The sequence below is a fragment of the Enhygromyxa salina genome (genome assembly GCF_002994615.1).
GTDB lineage: Bacteria > Myxococcota_A > Polyangia > Nannocystales > Nannocystaceae > Plesiocystis > Plesiocystis salina_A.
The window spans coordinates 62,072-79,067 of sequence record NZ_PVNK01000119.1; the positions used below are offsets into that span (position 1 = coordinate 62,072).

Sequence of the window (16,996 nt, forward strand, 5' to 3'; positions counted from 1 at the left end):
TGTGGGCAACGCGCGCGATCCGATCGGTGCCGCTGCGTCGGTCTCCCGAGGCCGCTTTAGAGGCCGCTTTAAAGGTGGCACCATCGGAGCGTGCGCAGGTCCATCTTGCTGCTGTTCGCCTGGTCACTGCTGGGCTGCGACCGACCCGACGCGGGCCCGAAGTCGGCTCCCGAGGCCAAACAAGCCGCCGAGCCCGGCGAGCGCGACTCGCCCACCGTCGACTCGGCCGCGGCGACGCCCGAGGACAGCGAGCCGAGCTCGGACCGCGCGGCCGAGGCCGGCACAGACTCCGGGGCGGCCGAGGCTGCGAGCGCCGAGCCGACGACTAGCGAGGCGCTCGAGGTCGATCGCAGCCAGAGCAAGGTCGGGTTCGCGGTCGCCCGGGCGACCGTTGGCCACGTCGGTCACTTCAAGCAGTTCGAGTCCAAGCTTCGCCTCGAGGACGGTCACCCGGTGGCCCTGGAGATCAACGTCGAGCTCGGGTCCGTCGCCGCCGATCGCAAGGGTCTCACGCAGCACCTCAAGAGCCCGGATTTCTTTCACGTCGACCAGTTCCCGAGCGCGAGCTTCGCCGCCGAGCGCATCACGCCGAAGACCGACGCCGAGCCCGGCAGCTACGAGGTCAGCGGGACCATGCGGCTGCACGGTGTCACGCAGGAGCTCGAGTTTCCGGCCGCGATCGACGTCGAGGCCGAGCGCGTGGTTGGCCGCGCGACCCTCGAGATCAGCGCCAAGGCGTTCGGCATCGACTACGAGGGCATGGAGGCCGAGCTCGCCGAGGACGCGGTGCAGCTCGAGGTCGAGCTCGTGTTCCCCCGCGCGTCATGAGTTGACCCTGGTCGAGCTTCGGGGCGCGTCGCTCCGCTATAGTCACGCTCGTGTCGCGGATCCCGGGCCTGATCGCCGTGCTCGTGTGGCTGTCGGGCTGCACGAGCGACGCGGGCGAGCAGGGCCCTCCTCGGCGGGACTGCAAGGCGGTGATCTGGGCCCAGGCAGGCCACCCCAGGTCCGCGCTCCACGTGATCGGGAGCTTTGACGGGTGGGCGACGCCGGGCGCGTCGATGGTGGCGCGCGACGAGGGCTGGCGCGCCCTGGCCCTCGATCTGCCCCCGGGCGAGTACGGCTACCTGATCGTCGAGGATGGCGCGGCGCGGCTCGATGAGCACAACCCTTTGACGACCTTCCGCGCCGACGACGGGCGCGAGGTCTCGCGCCTGTACGTCGAGGACTGCGGCGAGCCGGCGCTGACGGTCGCGGCCGACGAGCTCGGCGTGGACGACGGGCGCGTGTCGGTCAGGGCGCGCTTTTGGGCTGCGGACACCGAGCCCGCGCACGCGCTGGCGCCCGCGAGCGTTGCGACCGAGCTGAGCGTCGAGCACAGCTCGGCCGCCGACGGCACGATCGAGCTGTCGAGCGCGACCCTGGCCCGGGGCCGCCACGCGTTCGAGGTTGAGGCCGAGGACACCGCCGGGCGCCGGGCGCAGGCGCGGGTCTCGGTGTTCGTCGACCCGATCGCCCCGAGCTTCGACGACGCGGTCATCTATCAGATCATGATCGATCGCTTCTACGCCGACGACGGCGTCGCGCTGAGCGATCCTCTGACGCCGGCCTCGCGCGCGGGCGGGACCCTCGGCGGGGTCGAGGCGGCCGTCGAAGACGGGTACTTCGAGGCCCTGGGCGTCAGCGCGCTGTGGCTCTCGCCCGTCTACCAGGGGCCCGACGAGGCCCGCGAGGGCACCGATGGGCGGCTCTACGAGGGCTACCACGGCTACTGGGTCTCGGACTCCCGCGCCGTCGACGAGCGCATCGGTGGCGAGGACGCCCTGCGCAGCCTGATCGCCACGGCTCACGCGCGCGGGCTCGCGGTGATCCTCGACGTCGTCCCCAACCATGTCTACGAGACCCACGAGATCGTCGCGCAGGGCCACGCGCAGGGCTGGTTCAACGAGCACCCGAGCGAGTGCGTGTGCGGGACCCCGAGCTGCCCGTGGTCCGGCTTCATGCAGACCTGCTGGTTCGCGCCCTACCTGCCCGATCTGCGCCTCGAGCACCCGGACGCGATGAACTTCGCCGTCGGCGAGCTGCTGTGGTGGATCGACACCTACGAGATCGACGGGCTCCGGATCGACGCGGTCCCGATGATGCCGCGCGCGGCCTCGCGCCGGATCGCCCACGAGGTCCGCGCGCGCACGGCCCCAGGTCGCGACCGCCTCCTGCTCGGCGAGGTCTTCACCGGGCCCGGGACCCCGGGCGTCGCGGGCCTGCGCGCCTACCTCGGCCACGACGGGCTCGACAGCGTGTTCGACTTTCCGCTGATGTGGGCGCTGCGTGACGTGCTCGCGACCGACAGCGCCGGGTTCACGACCCTCGACGCGCTGCTCGATCACACCGAGGCCGAGCTCGCGGGCTCGGGCGCGGTCCTCGGGCGCATGCTCGGCAACCATGACGTCGAGCGCTTCGTCTCGGTGGTCGTCGGTGACGGGGGCGGGGCTCCGTGGACCCAGCCCGCGTCGCAGCCCGAGGGGAGCACCGAGGCCGGCGCGCGGGCCCTCGATCGCGTGGCCCTGGCCCTGACCTTGCAGCTGACCCTGCCAGGCATGCCCGTGCTCTACTACGGTGACGAGCTCGCGCTCGCGGGCGCCGACGATCCCGACAACCGCCGCGTGATGCCCGATCTCGCCTCGCTTTCGCCGAGCCGGCTGGCGCTGCTCGACCACGCGCGGACCCTGGGACGGCTGCGCCGCTGTTCACCGGCCCTGCGCTCGCGGGTGCGACAGACCTTGCACGTGGGCGACGACACCTACGCCTACGTCCGCGTGGCGGCCGATGGAGTGGGGGGGGCGCTGGTGCTCGTGTCGCGCGCGGATGATCCGCGCAGCATCTACGTTCCGGGCACCGCGCTCGCGGCGGGTCGATATCGCGACGCGCTCGGAGGCGGTACTCTCGACCTCGGCGAAGGGGGCGTCGAGATCGAGCTCGGGCCTCGCTCGGCGATGGTCTTGCTCCCCGAGGATGATGCTTGTGCGCCCTAACTCCCCCCTGACCCTGGCCCTGACCCTGACCCTGACCACGGCCTGCGCCGTCGATCAATTTCAGACCGACGACGACTTCGGCGAGCCCCCGAACAGCGAGACCTTCGACCCGGACGACGGCGGCGACTGGAGCGGGAGCAGCTCGACGACCGAGGAGGGCGACGCCGGAGACGGCGACGGCGACGAGGGCCCGGCCGAGTGCGACGACGCCAACAAGCGCTGCGAGCACGAGTTCAGCCTGCCCGACATGAGCTACGCCAGCGTCGAGCTGATCGGCGACTTCGCGGCCGACGGCTGGACCAATGGCGAGACCATGAGCCTCGACGGCGAGACCTGGCGGGTCGTCACGGGCGTGCCCTGGGACACCCCCGTCGAGTACAAATTCCGCATCAACGGCGGCGAGGGCTACATCCCCGACCCCAACAACCCCAATTCGGTCGACGACGGCTTTGGCGGGCTCAACTCGGTCCTCGACGCCACGACCTGCGAGGACTGGGACTGCGACCCCGGCAACATCGGCGACTTCGACTGGCGCGACGCGGTCATCTACTTCGTGTTCGTCGATCGCTTCTACAACGGCGACATGAGCAACGACGGCCCGATCGGCGTCGAGGCCCCGGCCGACTGGCAAGGCGGAGACTGGGCCGGGGTCATGGCCAAGATCGACGAGGGCTACTTCGACGACCTCGGCGTCAACTGCCTGTGGCTCTCGGTCCCGCTCGACAACACCCAAGCCAGCGGGGCCGGGATCGACGGCCACCAGTACTCGGCCTACCACGGCTACTGGCCGCAAAACTTCGATCAGACCGAGGAGCACTTTGGCACGCTCGAGGAGCTGCAGGCCCTCGTCGAGCTCGCCCACGCCCACGACATCAAGGTCTTGTTCGACTACGCGATGAACCACGCCCACTCGAGCGCCCCCGTCTACGCCCAGAACCCGGACTGGTTTTGGCCCAACGACAACGGCCAGGGCGGCAACTGCGTGTGCGGCGAGGGCTGCGCCTGGGACGGCGCCGACGGGCGGCGCTGCTGGTTCACGCCTTATTTGCCCGACTTCAACTTCACCAACGCCGCGGCCCGGGACTTCTCGGTCGGCAACGCGATGCAGTGGATCGCCGACACCGGGGTCGACGGCTTCCGCCTCGACGCGGTCAAGCACATCGAAGATCAGTGGCTGCTCGACCTGCGCGCCCGGGTCAGCGCCGAGGTCGAGCCGCTCACGGGCGAGCACTTCTACATGGTCGGCGAGACCTTTACAGGTGATCAGGACCTGATCAACTACTACGTCAATTCGTCGATGCTCGACGGCCAATTCGACTTCCCCCTGCGCATGGAGCTGGCCAACAAGCTCATCATGCGCAACGGCGCGATGTCGGATCTCGCCGCGTTCATGGACGGCAACGACGACTACTACGGCGCCGGGATCATGAGCACCTTCATCGGCAACCATGACATCCCGCGGATCATTCACCTCGCTGAAGATCAGCCGGTCTGGGCCAGCGAGTGGACCGACGGCAAGGACCTCGCGTGGGACAACATCTCGCTGCCCGACAACGTCGCGCCCTTCGAGCGCGTGGCCCTGGGCTTCACGCTGATCTTGACGACTCCGGGCGCGCCGCTGATCTACTACGGCGACGAGGTCGGCATGGCCGGGGCTGGTGACCCCGACAACCGGCGCTTCATGCAGTGGGCGGGCTACAGCGCCGGGCAGGACCTGCTCCTCGATCATGTCATGACCCTCAACGCGATCCGGGCCGAGCAGCCGGCGCTGCGCCGCGGTGACCGGACCACGCTCAGCGCCGACGCCGACACCTTCGTCTACGAGATGAGCCTCGGGTCGGACAGCGTGTATGTCGCGATCAACCGCGCCGACGCGACACGCACGGCCGGGGGCCTGCCCGGCGGCAGCTACCAGGATCTGCTGACCGGAGACATCCTCGCGGGGCCGAGCGTGGAGCTCGGGGCCCGAACGAGCGTCGTGTTGCGGCCGGAGTGAGCTCCGCAGACGCCGTGCGGTGAATCGTCAGGTCTGCTTGCAGTAGCGGTAGCGTTTGTTGTCGCAGTAGTTGCCGTCGCATTCCAGGCCCTTGATGTAATAGCCGAAGGGCGCGTAGAAGGGCGACTGCTCCTCCGAGTACCAGCTCGACCAGTGGCAGTCGCCGGCGCTCGTGCCCGGGAAGGCCGTGCAGCGGAGGCTGAGGTTGTCGCAGTAGCTGCCCGAGCAGACCACGCCCGTCATCCACTGGTTCGAGCCCCAGCAGTGGCCCTCATCGGCGGTGGCCGACCCTTCCTCCGAGAAGTAGGGGATCCAGCTGCTCTCGCCGATCGTCGCCGACAGATAGCGGCAGTCCATTGAGACATTGTCGCAATAGCTTCCCGAGCAGTCGAACCCGCGCGCGGCGTAGCGATTCGAGCAGATCAGCGGCGGGTTCTCCTCCGAGACGTACCCGGTCCAGGTTCGAAAGCCGTCGTCTAGGTCTTCATCTACGTCGTCATTGACGTCGTTATCGGCCTCAGCTTCGACGTAGTCGCTCGGCAGGAGCGCCTCTTCGGTGTCGCAGCCGTTGGCCAGCAGGGGCAGGGCGCCGAGCAAGAGGGCGCACCAGGCGGTGCTTCGTTTTGATGTGTTCATGGCGTGTCTCCTGTGAGCGACTCACGCCATCACTATATGTCTGGTTTCGCGAACACCTACGCGCAACCATTCACCGGTCACGACGCGACGATGGAGCCACGATTGCGCGAACTACTATTTCGCCGCGAGCGCGTCGGCGAGACGGGCGGCGAGGCGCGTCGAGCGGGCCGCCGCCGCGTCGCCGCGCAGGTGGGGCCCGCGATCGTAAAATGACTCCTCACCGAAGCCAACGTCGTTTGGGACCTCGAGCATTGGCAGGGCGACCTCGTCGCGCAGGCGGGCCTCGATCGCGGCGAACACCGCGGCCTCGCGGGTCAGCTGGGCGCGCCGCGTCGGGCACCAGGCGATGAAGCAGCGCGCGCCCGCGGCCGCGCAAGTCTGGCCAAACGCGGCGAGCTCTGCGATCGCGCGGTTGAAGTCGAGCTCCTCGGGCGCTGGCCACGGCTGAACGATCGGCTGCTCGCGCCTGGCGGGGCGCTCGCGGTGGGCCGTGAAGTCACCGTAGGCGTCGAAGCTCCCGCGCCGGTAGATCGTCGGCAGCTCCCGGTTGGTCGAGATCTGGTGAGCCGCGCAGCGGACCTTGCGAGCGAGGAAGTGAAGGCCCTGATCCGCGACCTCGCGGGCCCCCGCGCCCGACAGGCAGGCCACGCTCGCGGGCCGCTGTTGGAGCACCGCCCAGACCGCGTCATCTTGCGACCCCGTCCAGTACAGGTGGGTCTCGGGCGCGACGATGACCACGTCGCCGGGTCGGAGCTCGGGCGCGACCTCGCCGAGCATGAACGAGAGCCCGAGGCCGTCGTTGAGGCCCATGTTGACCGGCGCGAGGCCGAGGGCCTCGAAGGGCCGCGAGTCGACGCTGAAGCCGACGCTCGATCCGCCGACGAAGATCACCCGCGGAGACGGGGCCGCCCGGAGGCGGGCGTGCTTGTCGATCGTCGCGGCCATGTAGTGGTCCGGGTCGTCCGGACACGCGCGCCAGAGCAGGGCGAGGATCACCGCCTGGATCAGGGCGAAGATCAGCGCGTGGGTGATGAAGCGGCGCATGAGCTCAGAATTGGAAGTAGATGAAGGCGCCCGGGTCGTCGGGCATCAGGTAGATCGTGATCCAGATCAGCGCGGTGTAGAGCAGCCAGCGCGCCGCTCGGGGCCAGGCGGCGAGCGTGAGCGGGTGGTCCTGATCGCGGGTCAGCCACTCGACGATCACGAAGATGAGCAGCAGCGGGCCGAAGGCGAGGAGAAATTCGCGGTGGTGGACGAGCTCGGTCCACGCCGCCGCGCGCGGAAGGTCGGTGACGATGCGGGCGAGGATGCCCATGGCCTGGGCCAGATCTTGGGCGCGGAAGAACACCCAGGTCAGGCAGATCAGGGCGAAGGTCGCGAGCATGCGCGGCGCGGCGATCAGGCCCGCGCGGGTTGTGAGTGAGGCGGGCAGGTCGTCGGGCCCGCGCCGCGGCGCGCGTCCGATCGCGACCGAGAGCCCGACGAGCAGGCCGTTGACGGCGCCCCAGATCACGAAGGTCCAGCTGGCCCCGTGCCACAGCCCGCTGAGCGTGAAGGTCACCATCAGGCTCAGCCACAGCCGCGCGGGCCCGCGGCGGCTGCCGCCGAGCGGCACGTAGACGTAGTCCCGAAACCACGTCGACAGCGACATGTGCCAGCGGCGCCAAAATTCCGTGACCGACTGGCTGAAGTAGGGATGGGCGAAGTTGCGGACCAGGCGCACGCCGAACAGCTTGGCGGTGCCGATCGCGATGTCCGAGTAGGCCGAGAAGTCGCAGTAGATCTGAAACGCGAAGCAGATCGTCGCAAGCGCGAGGACCGGGCCCGAGGCGTGGACGAGCTCGGCGCCGTAGATCAGCTCGACGAACTCGCCGAGGTGATCGGCCAGGATGATCTTCTTGCAAAAACCCCACAGGATCAGCTTGGCGCCGTCGCGGGCCGCGGCCTCGTCGAAGCTGCGGGCTGTCTGCAGCTGGGGCAGGAGCCGACGCGCGCGCTCGATCGGCCCGGCGACGAGCTGGGGAAAGAACGCGACGTAGGCCAGGTAGTCGAGGAGGCTGTCGCTGGCCTTCGCGTCCTCGCGGTAGACGTCGATCGTGTAGCCGAGGGTCTGGAAGGTGTAGAAGCTGATCCCGACCGGGAGCAGGAGGTGGAGGCTCGGCAGGTTGGGCGAGAGTCCGAAGCTCGCGAGCACGACCGCGAAGCTGTCGATGAAGAAGTCGAAGTACTTGAACAGGGCGAGGAGCCCGAGGTTGAGGGTGCAGCTGACCGCTACCAGCGCCCGGCGCCGCGCTCGTGGGCCGCCGCGCGCCAGCGCCCGCGCGATCGCGAAGTCGACGAGGCTCGAGGCCAGGATCAGCGCGCAAAAGCGCAGGTCCCACCAGCCGTAGAACACGTAGCTGGCCCCGACGACGACCGCGTTTTGTCCCACGCGCCCGCGCACCGTCCAGTACAGCGCGAACACCAGCGCGAGGAAGAGCAGGAAGGTCAGGGTCGTGAAGGTCACGTGTGCGACCCCGAGTATGGCAAGCGCGGGGACCGAGGTGCGCGAAAGTTGCCCGCGCGCGGGCCGGATCTGCGCGCTACCATCTCGCGGCATGACGGCGGCGAACCGAGAGCTGGTTGTAATGGAGACGGCCGCGCGAGCGGGCGGGCGCGTGCTGAGCGAGTACTTTGGCGCGCTCGATCAGCTCGAGGTCGAGACCAAGGGGCCCGCGGACTTCGTGTCCGTCGCCGACCGCGAGGCCGAGGCCGCGATCCGGGCCGTGCTGCTCGCGGAGCTGCCCGAGGCCGCGTACCTCGGCGAGGAGACCGAGGCCGCGGCGGGCAGCTCCGAGCTCGAGTGGGTCGTGGATCCCCTCGACGGGACGACCAACTTCCTGTGCGCGGTGCCGCACTTCGCGGTCTCGATCGCGCTGCGCGAGGCCGGCCGCACGATCCGGGGCGTGGTGTTTCAACCGCTCACGGACGAGCTCTTCGCCTGTGCCCGGGGCGCGGGCGCGACCCGCAACGGCGCGCCGATCCAGGTGTCGAGCCGCGAGCGCTGGGAGCAGGTCATCGTGGCCACGGGCGTGCCCCACCGCGGGAGCCCGCACCACGAGCGCTTCGCCGCGCAGCTGGCCGCGATCCGCGATCGCGTCGGCGGCATTCGGCGCTTCGGCTCGGCGGCCCTGGATCTCGCCTGGGTCGCCTGGGGTCGCTTCGACGGGTTCTGGGAGCAGGGCCTCAAGCCCTGGGACGTCGCGGCGGGCAACCTCCTGGTCGCCGAGGCTGGCGGTGTGGTCAGCGGGCTGCGACCCGGGGACGATCCGGACAGCGGAGCGAGCGTGATCGCGGGCTCGCCGTGGGCCCACAAGGGCCTCGCGCCCGCCCTGCGCGGGAGTGAGTGAGCCGACTACTCGCGGCGAATGGTGACGGTCTCGATCACGGGCTGGTCACCGTGGCTCAGGCGATCTTCGAGGGCGCGGACGATCATCACGTCCTCGCAGCGGCCGATGATCGTGTACTGCCCGTCGAGGTTGCGGAGGATCTCGGTCGTGATGAAGAACTCCGCGGCGCTGGTGTTGGGCGCGCCTTGGTTGGCGAGCGCGAGCACGCCGGGCTTGTCGAACGCGGTCCCGACCGAGCGCTCGTCCTGGAGCAGGAAGCCGATCCATTTTTCCTGGCCGAGCCGGCCGCCCTGGACGAACTGACGCTCGACCGTGCGATGAAAGGTCAGGCCGTCGTAGTAGGGCCGCGTGACCCACCCGCCGTCCTCGGGATCGAGGAAGGGCCGCAGGCCCCGGGCGAGGCCGACGAAGTTGGCGACGGCGAGGGGCGCGACGTCGGCGAGCAGGCGGCAGCGGATCTCGCCCTCGTCGGTCACGATCGTCGCGCGGAGCTGGCCGGTCTCCGGCAGCCCGGCGACGGCGTCGGCGAAGGGGAAGCGCCCGCGGTGGGGATCGCCCGCGGCCTCGTTGTTGGCGGCGAGCTGGGGGTCTTCGGGCGGGAAGCTGCCCGGGGCCCCGGGATCGCAGGCGAGGGCGAGGCACGCGAGGCCGAGGGAGAGAGCGCGACGCATCCGCGACATCCTAACGCGGAGTTGTCCGAGCTCGGAGCGCCGGGTCAGCTCATTCGAGAGCAGCTCGGGCGCGCCGAGCTCGGCAGCGAGAGCCCTACCAGCTGACGTGATAGGTGCACGCCGGATCGCCCCTGTCCAAGCAGCCGTTGGGGCCATGCTCGATCAGGGCCTGCTCTCCATAGCGGGAGCACGACCCCTCCACGATGCCGATGTTGAGCGCGCACGGAAATTTGGGGGTGAAGACGAGCGTCGCGCTGTGCTCGTCTTCGAGCTCGCAGGTGATCTCTCCCACATCGGGTCCCCGGGCGTTGAGCCGATAGGCATGGCCGAGGGCCATCAGCAGCGTCTGGATGCCATCGATGTCGGGCGGATAGTCAGCGGTCTCGATCATCTTCCGGCCAACCGCGATCACCGCTGAGGGGCCGACCTCGGCCTCGATCTTGTAGTAGAGGCCCCTCGCCCAGTCATAGTCGTACCATCGCTCCGGCTCGATCTTGTCGACGCCAGCGTCGGCGAGCAGCTTGCTGATGACGCTCTTTGAGTGGCCCAGGGCGAGGATGAAGGAATTGAGCGCGGCGCCCTTGTACTCGTTTTTTTCCACTGTGGAGACTTCCCTCGAGACCCTCATACGTGATCGGGCTCCACACGTCCACAGATGAAATTTCGCGGTCGAGGGCGATCGCAGCGCAGCGCTCAGCGGCCCCGCCGCCGGGGCTGGCTCCCGTCGAGCAGGTTGGGTGCTCGGATACGAGCAAGCTGCCGGCCACAGCGCGAGCGCGGCTACGCTTGGGCGGTGGCGGACGACGGGGGCAATCGATCCCAGTCGATGCTCAGCTCCTCGAACAGGCCCGAGGGGAGCTGGCCCTTGGTCTCGCTGACCTGCGGTCGGCCGAGACGCCCTCGTGCAGCTCCCAGCGCTCGTCCTCGGGCCAGCGTAGGGCGTCGGCGTAGGTGAAGCGCTCCGGCTCCTCGGCGGGCTTCGGCATGGCGCGCCCAGCATAGCCTGTCGCGGCCGCGTGGCTGGCGCTGGTTGTCTTTACCGCTAGGGCCTGCGGCCCGACAACCAGACTGTCAGTCCGCCCGCCCGGCCAGATCGAGCAAGAAGGCGAACTCGAAAGCAATCTCCTCGAGCCGCGCGAGCCGCCCGGACTTCCCGCCGTGACCCGAGCTCATGTCGGTGCGCAGGAGCAGCAGATCGTCGCCGGTCTTGGTCGCGCGCAGCTTCGCGACCCACTTGGCCGGCTCCCAGTACTGGACCTGCGAGTCGTGGAGGCCGGTCGTGACCAACAAGGGCGGATAGTCCTGGGCCGTGACGTTGTCGTAGGGCGAATACGACAACATATAGTCGTAATATTGCTTGTCGTTGGGGTTGCCCCATTCGTCGTATTCGCTGGTCGTCAGCGGGATCGAGTCATCGAGCATGGTCGTGACCACGTCGACGAAGGGGACCGCCGCGATCGCCCCGGCGAACAAGTCCGGGCGCATGTTGATGACCGCGCCGATCAGCAGGCCACCCGCGCTGCCGCCCTCGGCGAACACCTGCGAGCGCTCGGCGTAGCCCTCGTCGACGAGGAATTGTGCGGAGTCGATGAAGTCGGTGAAGGTGTTCTTCTTGTTGAGCAGCTTGCCGCCCTCGTACCACGCCCGCCCGAGCTCCTCGCCGCCGCGGACGTGGGCGATCGCAAACACGAACCCGCGGTCGAGCAAGCTCAGGACGTTGGCCGAGAAGTCGGCGTCCATGCTCGCGCCGTAGGAGCCGTAGGCGTAGACCAGGGCCGGGCCGGGCTCGGGGCGGCCCTGGGGCCCGCGGCGGTAGACCAGCGAGATCGGGACCGCCGCGCCGTCGCGCGCGGGCGCGTCGAGGCGCTCGGTCACGTAGTCCTCGGGCGCGAACCCGCCGAGGACCTTCTGCTGCTTGAGCAGGACCTTCTCGCGGGTGTTCATGTCGTAGTCGAACACCGAGTCGGGCGTGGTCATCGACGAGTAGCCGTAGCGCAGGGTGCTCGTGTCGAGCTCGAGGTTGCCCGTGCCGTAGGCGACGTAGGCCGGCTCGCCGAAGTCGAGCACGTGGGCGTCGCTGCCGTCCCAGCGCTGGACGCTGAGCTCCATGAGCCCGCGGCGGCGCTGCTCGAGCACGAGGTGCTCGTCGAACAGCTCGAAGGACTCGATCAGCACGTCGTCGCGGTGGCCGACGACCTCGCGCCAGTGCTGCTTGTCGGTCTTGGCGACCGGGGTCTTCATCAGGCGAAAGTTCTCGGCGTCGAGGTTGGTGCGCACGTAGAACTGGTCGCCGAGGTGGTCGATGTCGTACTCGAGCCCGCGCTCGCGCGGCGCGAACACCCGGAGCTCGGCGTCGGGCTTGGCGGCGTCGAGGATCCGGACCTCGTCGCTGAGGGTCGAGTAGATGTCGAGCACGAGGTAGGCGCGGGACTTGGTCTTCCACAGCCCGACCTCGAAGGTCTCGTCGCGCTCCTCGTAGATCAGCGTGTCGTCGCCGGGCGCGTCGCCGAGGGTGTGGCGAAACACCTGGTAGTCGCGGAGGGTCTCGGGATCCTGCTTGGTGTACAGCAGCGTCTGATCGTCGTTGGCCCACTCGAGCGCGCCAGACACGTCGGGGATCTCGTCGGCGAGCAGCTCTCCGGTGCGCAGATCCTTGACGTGGATCGTGTAAAAGCGGCGGCCGACGTCGTCGGTCGCGTAGGCGAGCAGCTGCTGATTCTCGCTGACCTCGAGCTCGCGAGTTGCGAAGAAGTCGTGGCCTTTGGCGAGGGCGTCGGCGTTGAGGATGATCTCTTCGTCGGCGTCGAGCGAGCCGTGCTTGCGGCAGTACAGCGGGTGCTCGCTGCCCTCGACCCAGCGCGCGTAGTAAAAATAGTCGCGCTCGCGCACGGGCACCGTGCTGTCGTCTTGCTGGATGCGCCCGGTGAGCTCGGCCTGGAGCTCGGCGCGGAGCTTGGCGGTGTGGGCGGTCGCGGCCTCGGTGTAGGCGTTCTCGGCCTCGAGGTAGGCGATGACCTCGGGATCGCCGCGCTCGCGCAGCCAGTAGTAGTGATCGACGCGGGTGTGGCCGTGCGCGACCAGCTCATGCGCGATGCGCTTGGCGATCGGGGGCGCGGGCGCGCTCGCGTGGGGAGAGCTGAGCTCGGCGGACGCGCCCAGGCACGCGGGCAGCGACAGCACGAAGGTGAGGCAGGCGGGCAGTGAACTGCGCATCTCGGGACATCCTAGCAGCCTGTTTTTGCGAATTGATAGATTTGGCCCCGGGCTCCGAGCTCCGCCTGGACCCTCGATTGAGGTAGGGTCCGGGCCATGGCGGATAGTTTGCAAGTCCCAATGGTCGCGAGCGGCTGCTCGCTGGTGTTTGTCCTCGCGATGTCCGCATGCGGCGGCAGCACGGACGCGGGCACCAACGGCGCGCGCGATGACGGCATCGGCAGCATCGGCGAGACCGTCGGCGACGACACCAACGAGGGCAACGACACCAACAGCACGACCGACGACCCGAGCGACACCGACGACCCGAGCGACACGGACCCGACGACCGGTGACGAGGGTGACGAGGGTGACGAGGGTGACGAGGGTGACGAGGGCGACGACTCGGGCGTGAAGTTCGATCTCAACGAGCTCCCCGACGCTGGCCTCGGCGAGTGTGGGGTCGGGGGCGGCGGCGACGAGGTGCTCTCGTACATCTGGGTTGCGAACTCGTCCGAGGGCACGATCTCCAAGATCGACACCAAGACGATGATCGAGGAGGGCCGCTACCTCACGCGCCCCGACGGCAACGGCAGCCCCTCGCGGACCTCGGTCAACCTCGGCGGCGACGTGGCCGTGGCCAACCGGACGGGCGGGATCACCAAGGTCTTCGCCAACACCGACAATTGCGACGAGATGGCCAACGGCATGCCGGGGCTCCAGACCTCGACCGGCAAGGGCGACGTGTTGGCCTGGGGCGAGGACGACTGCGTCGCCTGGCACACCGCGATCAACTACACCGCCAACCGCCCCGCGGCCTGGACCTTCGGCACGATCAACCAGGCCACCTGCGAGGTCACCGACGCCAAGTTCTGGACTGGGGCCTCGCCCGGCGCGGGCAACGGCGCCCACGCCATGCGCCTCAACGGTGACACGGGTGAGATCGAGGAAGACATCCCGCTGCCGAACTTCACCGTCAACAGCTTTGGCCCCTACGGCGGCGCCGTCGACCCCGACGAGAACTTCTGGATGATCTCGCACTCGACCAACTCGCAGCTCATCCGCGTCGACGCCCAGGATTTCACCACCACGGTCTGGTCGATCCCGGCCCAGATGTTCTCTTACGGGTTCACGATCGACGAGTACGGGCGCCCGTGGATCGGCGGCGCGGGTGGCAGCAACATGACCCTGGTCTTCGACCCCGAGACCGAGCAGTTCACGACCCTCAACAAGGGCGGCCTCGGCATGGGTCAGGACACCAACGGGATCATGTGGCAGGCGATGTTCTCGAGCCAAAACGGCGTCCGCGGCTACGACATCGACACGCTCGAGATCGTGACCGAGATCGACATCCCGGTCAGCTCCTCGCGCGGCGTCAGCGTCGACATCGACGGCTTCGTGTGGTTCATCGAGGTCGGCACCCGGGCTTTCAAGATCGATCCAGTGCTCGAGACCTACGAGGTCTACAGCGGGCTCAACGGCGCCTACACCTACTCGGACATGACCGGCAACGCCCTGAGCATCGTCGCCGGCGGCATCGCCGGGTAAACTCTGTCTCTGTCGGCGGCGTGGACTCGGGGTGGGGTGTTCCTCGTGGACACGTCGCCCGCCGCCCGCCGAGAGCGCCTTCGACTGGAGGCGCCCGGCGCGATTGGGCAGCACCATCGGGCTTCGCCGCCGCCCTCGTCGATCGCGGGGCCATCGTGGCGCCGCTGTCTTCATGGCGACGAGCTCGAGAACCCGATGCGACCAAAGGCGCCGTGAGTCGGTGATGACGGGACCCCAGGTCGTCAACGACGGAGCGCGCGCTGGATCAATGCTGCCGTGCTCGGTCACGATCATCTCTCCCGCTACTGCGGACTGACCCTCGCCGGATCCCTACCCTTCGAGGGGTTGAACCCCGACGTGCCGGGTGCCGTGCGGGATGTCGTGCGAGTGGGGCTGTCGCTCGACCCGGGCGCCGCGACCCCGAGGCCACCACCCGGGGCCTATACTGGCCCAGTTGAAGAAGAGAGATCCATGAATCACGATGACCCCGCGCTCACTGCCTACTGCGACTTCTTCTCCGCTGCCGTCGACGCGAGGTGGGACAAGGAGAGCCTCGAGGAGTTTGAGGCGACCTTCTCTGCCGCCAGCGAAGTTCTGACCGGTCAGGCGCTGGGCATGATGATCTGGACGATCACGACGCTCATGCGCCGGCGAATTCCTACACCCGAGGAGCTCGAGGAGCTCGGGTTCGAGCCGGGGACCTTCCTCGCGCTGCTCAACGTGATCATTCGGTCAACGACGGCCGTCGATCCGGGCGAGTTCATTCACTGAGGTCGCAAAACCCATGTCCGGCACCAAGCCAAGGTCGACCTTGCCCGAGCTCCTCTAGCCCTGAATCAAGCGCTGCGCGCTCGACTCAGGCCTTCTAGTCCTCAAGGGGCCTTTCAAAAAGGCCCCTCGCTGCGGCGGCAAAGCCCCCTCCGCTCACCCCAAACGCTCGCCTTGCGGCTCGTACTAGCCCTAAATCATTCAGCTTTTTGAATTCAGCGCTAGATTTAGGTCTAGCAGCCCGGGGTGCAATGCCTCGCGCCGCCTCGCTTGGCCTTTTCGCCGAGGGCTTTGTCGCCAAAACTTGCAGTACGCCTGGTACAGCGGCGTTTTGGCTTCGCGCCCTCGGCGAACATTCCGGCGCGAGGCGACACGATGCATTGCACCCCGGGCTGCTAGGCCGAGGAGGTTCCGGCGCGAGGCGACACGATGCACTGCACCACGCGCTTTGTCTCAGTCGGCCGCGTGGAGGGCTCGCCAGTCGTAGCCTTGCATCAGCGCGTCGCCAACGGCGACGCCGAAGCGGAGGTAGCCGTGCCGGGTGAGGTGGAGGAAGTCGTCTTTGCCGAGCCCGGCCTCGACCCACGCGGCCTTTGAGCCGACCCCGCCGAACACGGCGAGGGTGTCGAGGAAGGCGCACTCGTATTCGGGCGCGAGCTCGCGCTGGACCTCGCGGATCTTGGCCAGGCGCGGGCGCGGGCGGATCTCGCCGTGGTCGAGGATCGGATAGTCGCCGGGCCCGATCATCACGCAGCTGGCGCTCGGCAGCGTCCGGCGGAAGCGCTCGAGCACGGCGCGATAGTCGGCCTCGTACTTGGCGATCGGGACGTCGACGTCGACGGACTCGTTGTTGCCGTAGGCGAGCACGTAGAGCACAGGGTCGCGCTCGCGCAGGTGCGCAGACCACAGGGCCTCGTCCCAGCGCAGGAGGTTCTCGGTCTTGGCCCCGTTGGCCCCGAGGGTGTCGAGCACGACGCCGGGCCGACCGGTCTCGGCGACGACGCCGAGCAGCCGGACCTCGCCGTCGCCGTGGAGCTCGAGACGCAGGGGGTGGGCGCTGCCCGGCTCGAGCTCGATGCGGTGGCGGCCGAGTCGCGGCTGCGCGGAGGTGGCGGTGATGACCTCGGCCAGCGGCCGACCGTCGAGCCTGACCGTGAACGAGCCGCCGCCGGGTTGCTCGAGGTAGTGAAGCTCGTAGAACGCGAGCTCGGTCGCCGAGGGCGATTTGGGGTCGGGCGTGAGCTGGGTCCAGGCGCGCGGGTCATCGGCGGTCATCGCCTGGCCCATGACGCCGAAGTGTCCGGGCGGGGCGAGCTCGTCGAGGCGAAACGCGTTGTGCTTTTTCCAGTGTTTGGAGCTCTCGAGCCGGATCTCTTGGTGGCGGGACCACTTGTGCGGCGGCGCGCCCGGGACGATGCCGGGACCCGCGTCACCGAAGCGTGCCTGCAAGTAGGCGCGGACGTAGCCCGTCCAGAGGTCGGCCGCGACGCCCGAGGCGCCGTAGAACGCGAGGCGGACCGGGGCCTCGCGGGTGCCCGCGTCGAGCTCGGCGAGCGCGGCCTCGAAGCTGGCGAGAGGGGCGCTGCCCTCGGGGATGTCGAGGGGCGCGAACAAGCCCGGGAGCCCCTCGGGCGGCAGGGGTTGGTTGGCGCAGGGCAGGGGTCCCTCGGGCGCCGGGGGCAGCTCGGGCTGGACGGGTTCGCCGTCCCGGAGCAGGCGGCGTTGGCCCTGCTCGCAGGCGGCGCGGATCGTCTCGTTGACGAC

General features: G+C 68.9%; 14 protein-coding genes. 6 read left to right on the top strand and 8 right to left on the bottom strand.

Annotated elements, in window-relative coordinates; translation table 11 throughout:
- Positions 1-90: 90 nt before the first annotated feature.
- Genes ENSA5_RS11920 through ENSA5_RS11930 form a run of 3 tightly spaced genes read left to right on the top strand, consistent with a single transcriptional unit; the run spans position 91 to position 5,028 of the window.
- Entirely contained in the window at positions 91-828 is a 738-nt protein-coding gene (locus ENSA5_RS11920; protein ID WP_106391771.1) for a YceI family protein, read from the top strand.
- A gap of 50 nt (positions 829-878) precedes the next feature.
- A complete protein-coding gene (locus tag ENSA5_RS11925; protein ID WP_106391772.1) occupies positions 879-3,032 on the top strand; it encodes an alpha-amylase family glycosyl hydrolase in 2,154 nt (717 codons plus the stop codon).
- Complete coding sequence (locus ENSA5_RS11930; protein ID WP_181197667.1) at positions 3,022-5,028, top strand: alpha-amylase family glycosyl hydrolase; 2,007 nt, start codon at positions 3,022-3,024, stop codon at positions 5,026-5,028. Before ENSA5_RS11925 ends, ENSA5_RS11930 begins: the two co-directional genes overlap by 11 nt.
- A 27-nt stretch (positions 5,029-5,055) precedes the next feature.
- On the opposite strand, the gene ENSA5_RS11935 is transcribed toward ENSA5_RS11930, so the two are convergent.
- The 3 genes from ENSA5_RS11935 to ENSA5_RS11945 all read right to left on the bottom strand — a co-directional run bounded on the left by ENSA5_RS11935 (position 5,056) and on the right by ENSA5_RS11945 (position 8,170).
- Positions 5,056-5,664 carry a hypothetical protein gene (locus ENSA5_RS11935; RefSeq protein WP_146155602.1) on the bottom strand — a complete coding sequence of 203 codons (609 nt, stop codon included), beginning with the start codon at positions 5,662-5,664 and terminating at the stop codon, positions 5,056-5,058.
- Positions 5,665-5,778: 114 nt separating this feature from the next.
- A complete protein-coding gene (locus tag ENSA5_RS11940; protein ID WP_106391775.1) occupies positions 5,779-6,708 on the bottom strand; it encodes a hypothetical protein in 930 nt (309 codons plus the stop codon).
- A gap of 4 nt (positions 6,709-6,712) precedes the next feature.
- The gene (locus tag ENSA5_RS11945) at positions 6,713-8,170 is read right to left on the bottom strand and encodes an MBOAT family O-acyltransferase (RefSeq protein WP_106391776.1); all 1,458 of its coding nucleotides are present in this window, start codon (positions 8,168-8,170) and stop codon (positions 6,713-6,715) included.
- A 91-nt stretch (positions 8,171-8,261) separates the two neighbouring features.
- Between ENSA5_RS11945 and ENSA5_RS11950 the strand changes: the two genes are divergently transcribed.
- A complete protein-coding gene (locus tag ENSA5_RS11950; protein ID WP_181197668.1) occupies positions 8,262-9,053 on the top strand; it encodes an inositol monophosphatase family protein in 792 nt (263 codons plus the stop codon).
- 5 nt (positions 9,054-9,058) lie between these two features.
- On the opposite strand, the gene ENSA5_RS11955 is transcribed toward ENSA5_RS11950, so the two are convergent.
- From ENSA5_RS11955 to ENSA5_RS11965, 4 genes are all read right to left on the bottom strand, one after another.
- Entirely contained in the window at positions 9,059-9,724 is a 666-nt protein-coding gene (locus tag ENSA5_RS11955; protein ID WP_181197669.1) for a peptidylprolyl isomerase, read from the bottom strand.
- Positions 9,725-9,818: 94 nt separating this feature from the next.
- Positions 9,819-10,325, bottom strand: a complete 507-nt coding sequence (locus tag ENSA5_RS11960; protein ID WP_106391779.1) for a hypothetical protein — start codon at positions 10,323-10,325, stop codon at positions 9,819-9,821.
- 229 nt (positions 10,326-10,554) lie between these two features.
- Positions 10,555-10,710 (bottom strand): hypothetical protein, encoded by a 156-nt coding sequence (locus tag ENSA5_RS37520; RefSeq protein ID WP_181197670.1) that lies wholly within the window; start codon positions 10,708-10,710, stop codon positions 10,555-10,557.
- A gap of 85 nt (positions 10,711-10,795) precedes the next feature.
- Complete coding sequence (locus ENSA5_RS11965; protein WP_106391780.1) at positions 10,796-12,937, bottom strand: S9 family peptidase; 2,142 nt, start codon at positions 12,935-12,937, stop codon at positions 10,796-10,798.
- A 96-nt stretch (positions 12,938-13,033) separates the two neighbouring features.
- Here ENSA5_RS11965 and ENSA5_RS11970 point away from each other — a divergent pair, with 96 nt between their 5' ends.
- Both ENSA5_RS11970 and ENSA5_RS11975 read left to right on the top strand, forming a co-directional pair.
- Complete coding sequence (locus ENSA5_RS11970) at positions 13,034-14,464, top strand: Vgb family protein (protein WP_146155603.1); 1,431 nt, start codon at positions 13,034-13,036, stop codon at positions 14,462-14,464.
- Between the two features lie 471 nt (positions 14,465-14,935).
- Complete coding sequence (locus tag ENSA5_RS11975) at positions 14,936-15,235, top strand: hypothetical protein (protein WP_106391782.1); 300 nt, start codon at positions 14,936-14,938, stop codon at positions 15,233-15,235.
- Between the two features lie 450 nt (positions 15,236-15,685).
- On the opposite strand, the gene ENSA5_RS11980 is transcribed toward ENSA5_RS11975, so the two are convergent.
- Positions 15,686-16,996, bottom strand: a 1,311-nt coding sequence (locus ENSA5_RS11980; RefSeq protein WP_106391783.1) for a GDSL-type esterase/lipase family protein, incomplete at its 5' end; no start/stop codon positions are given.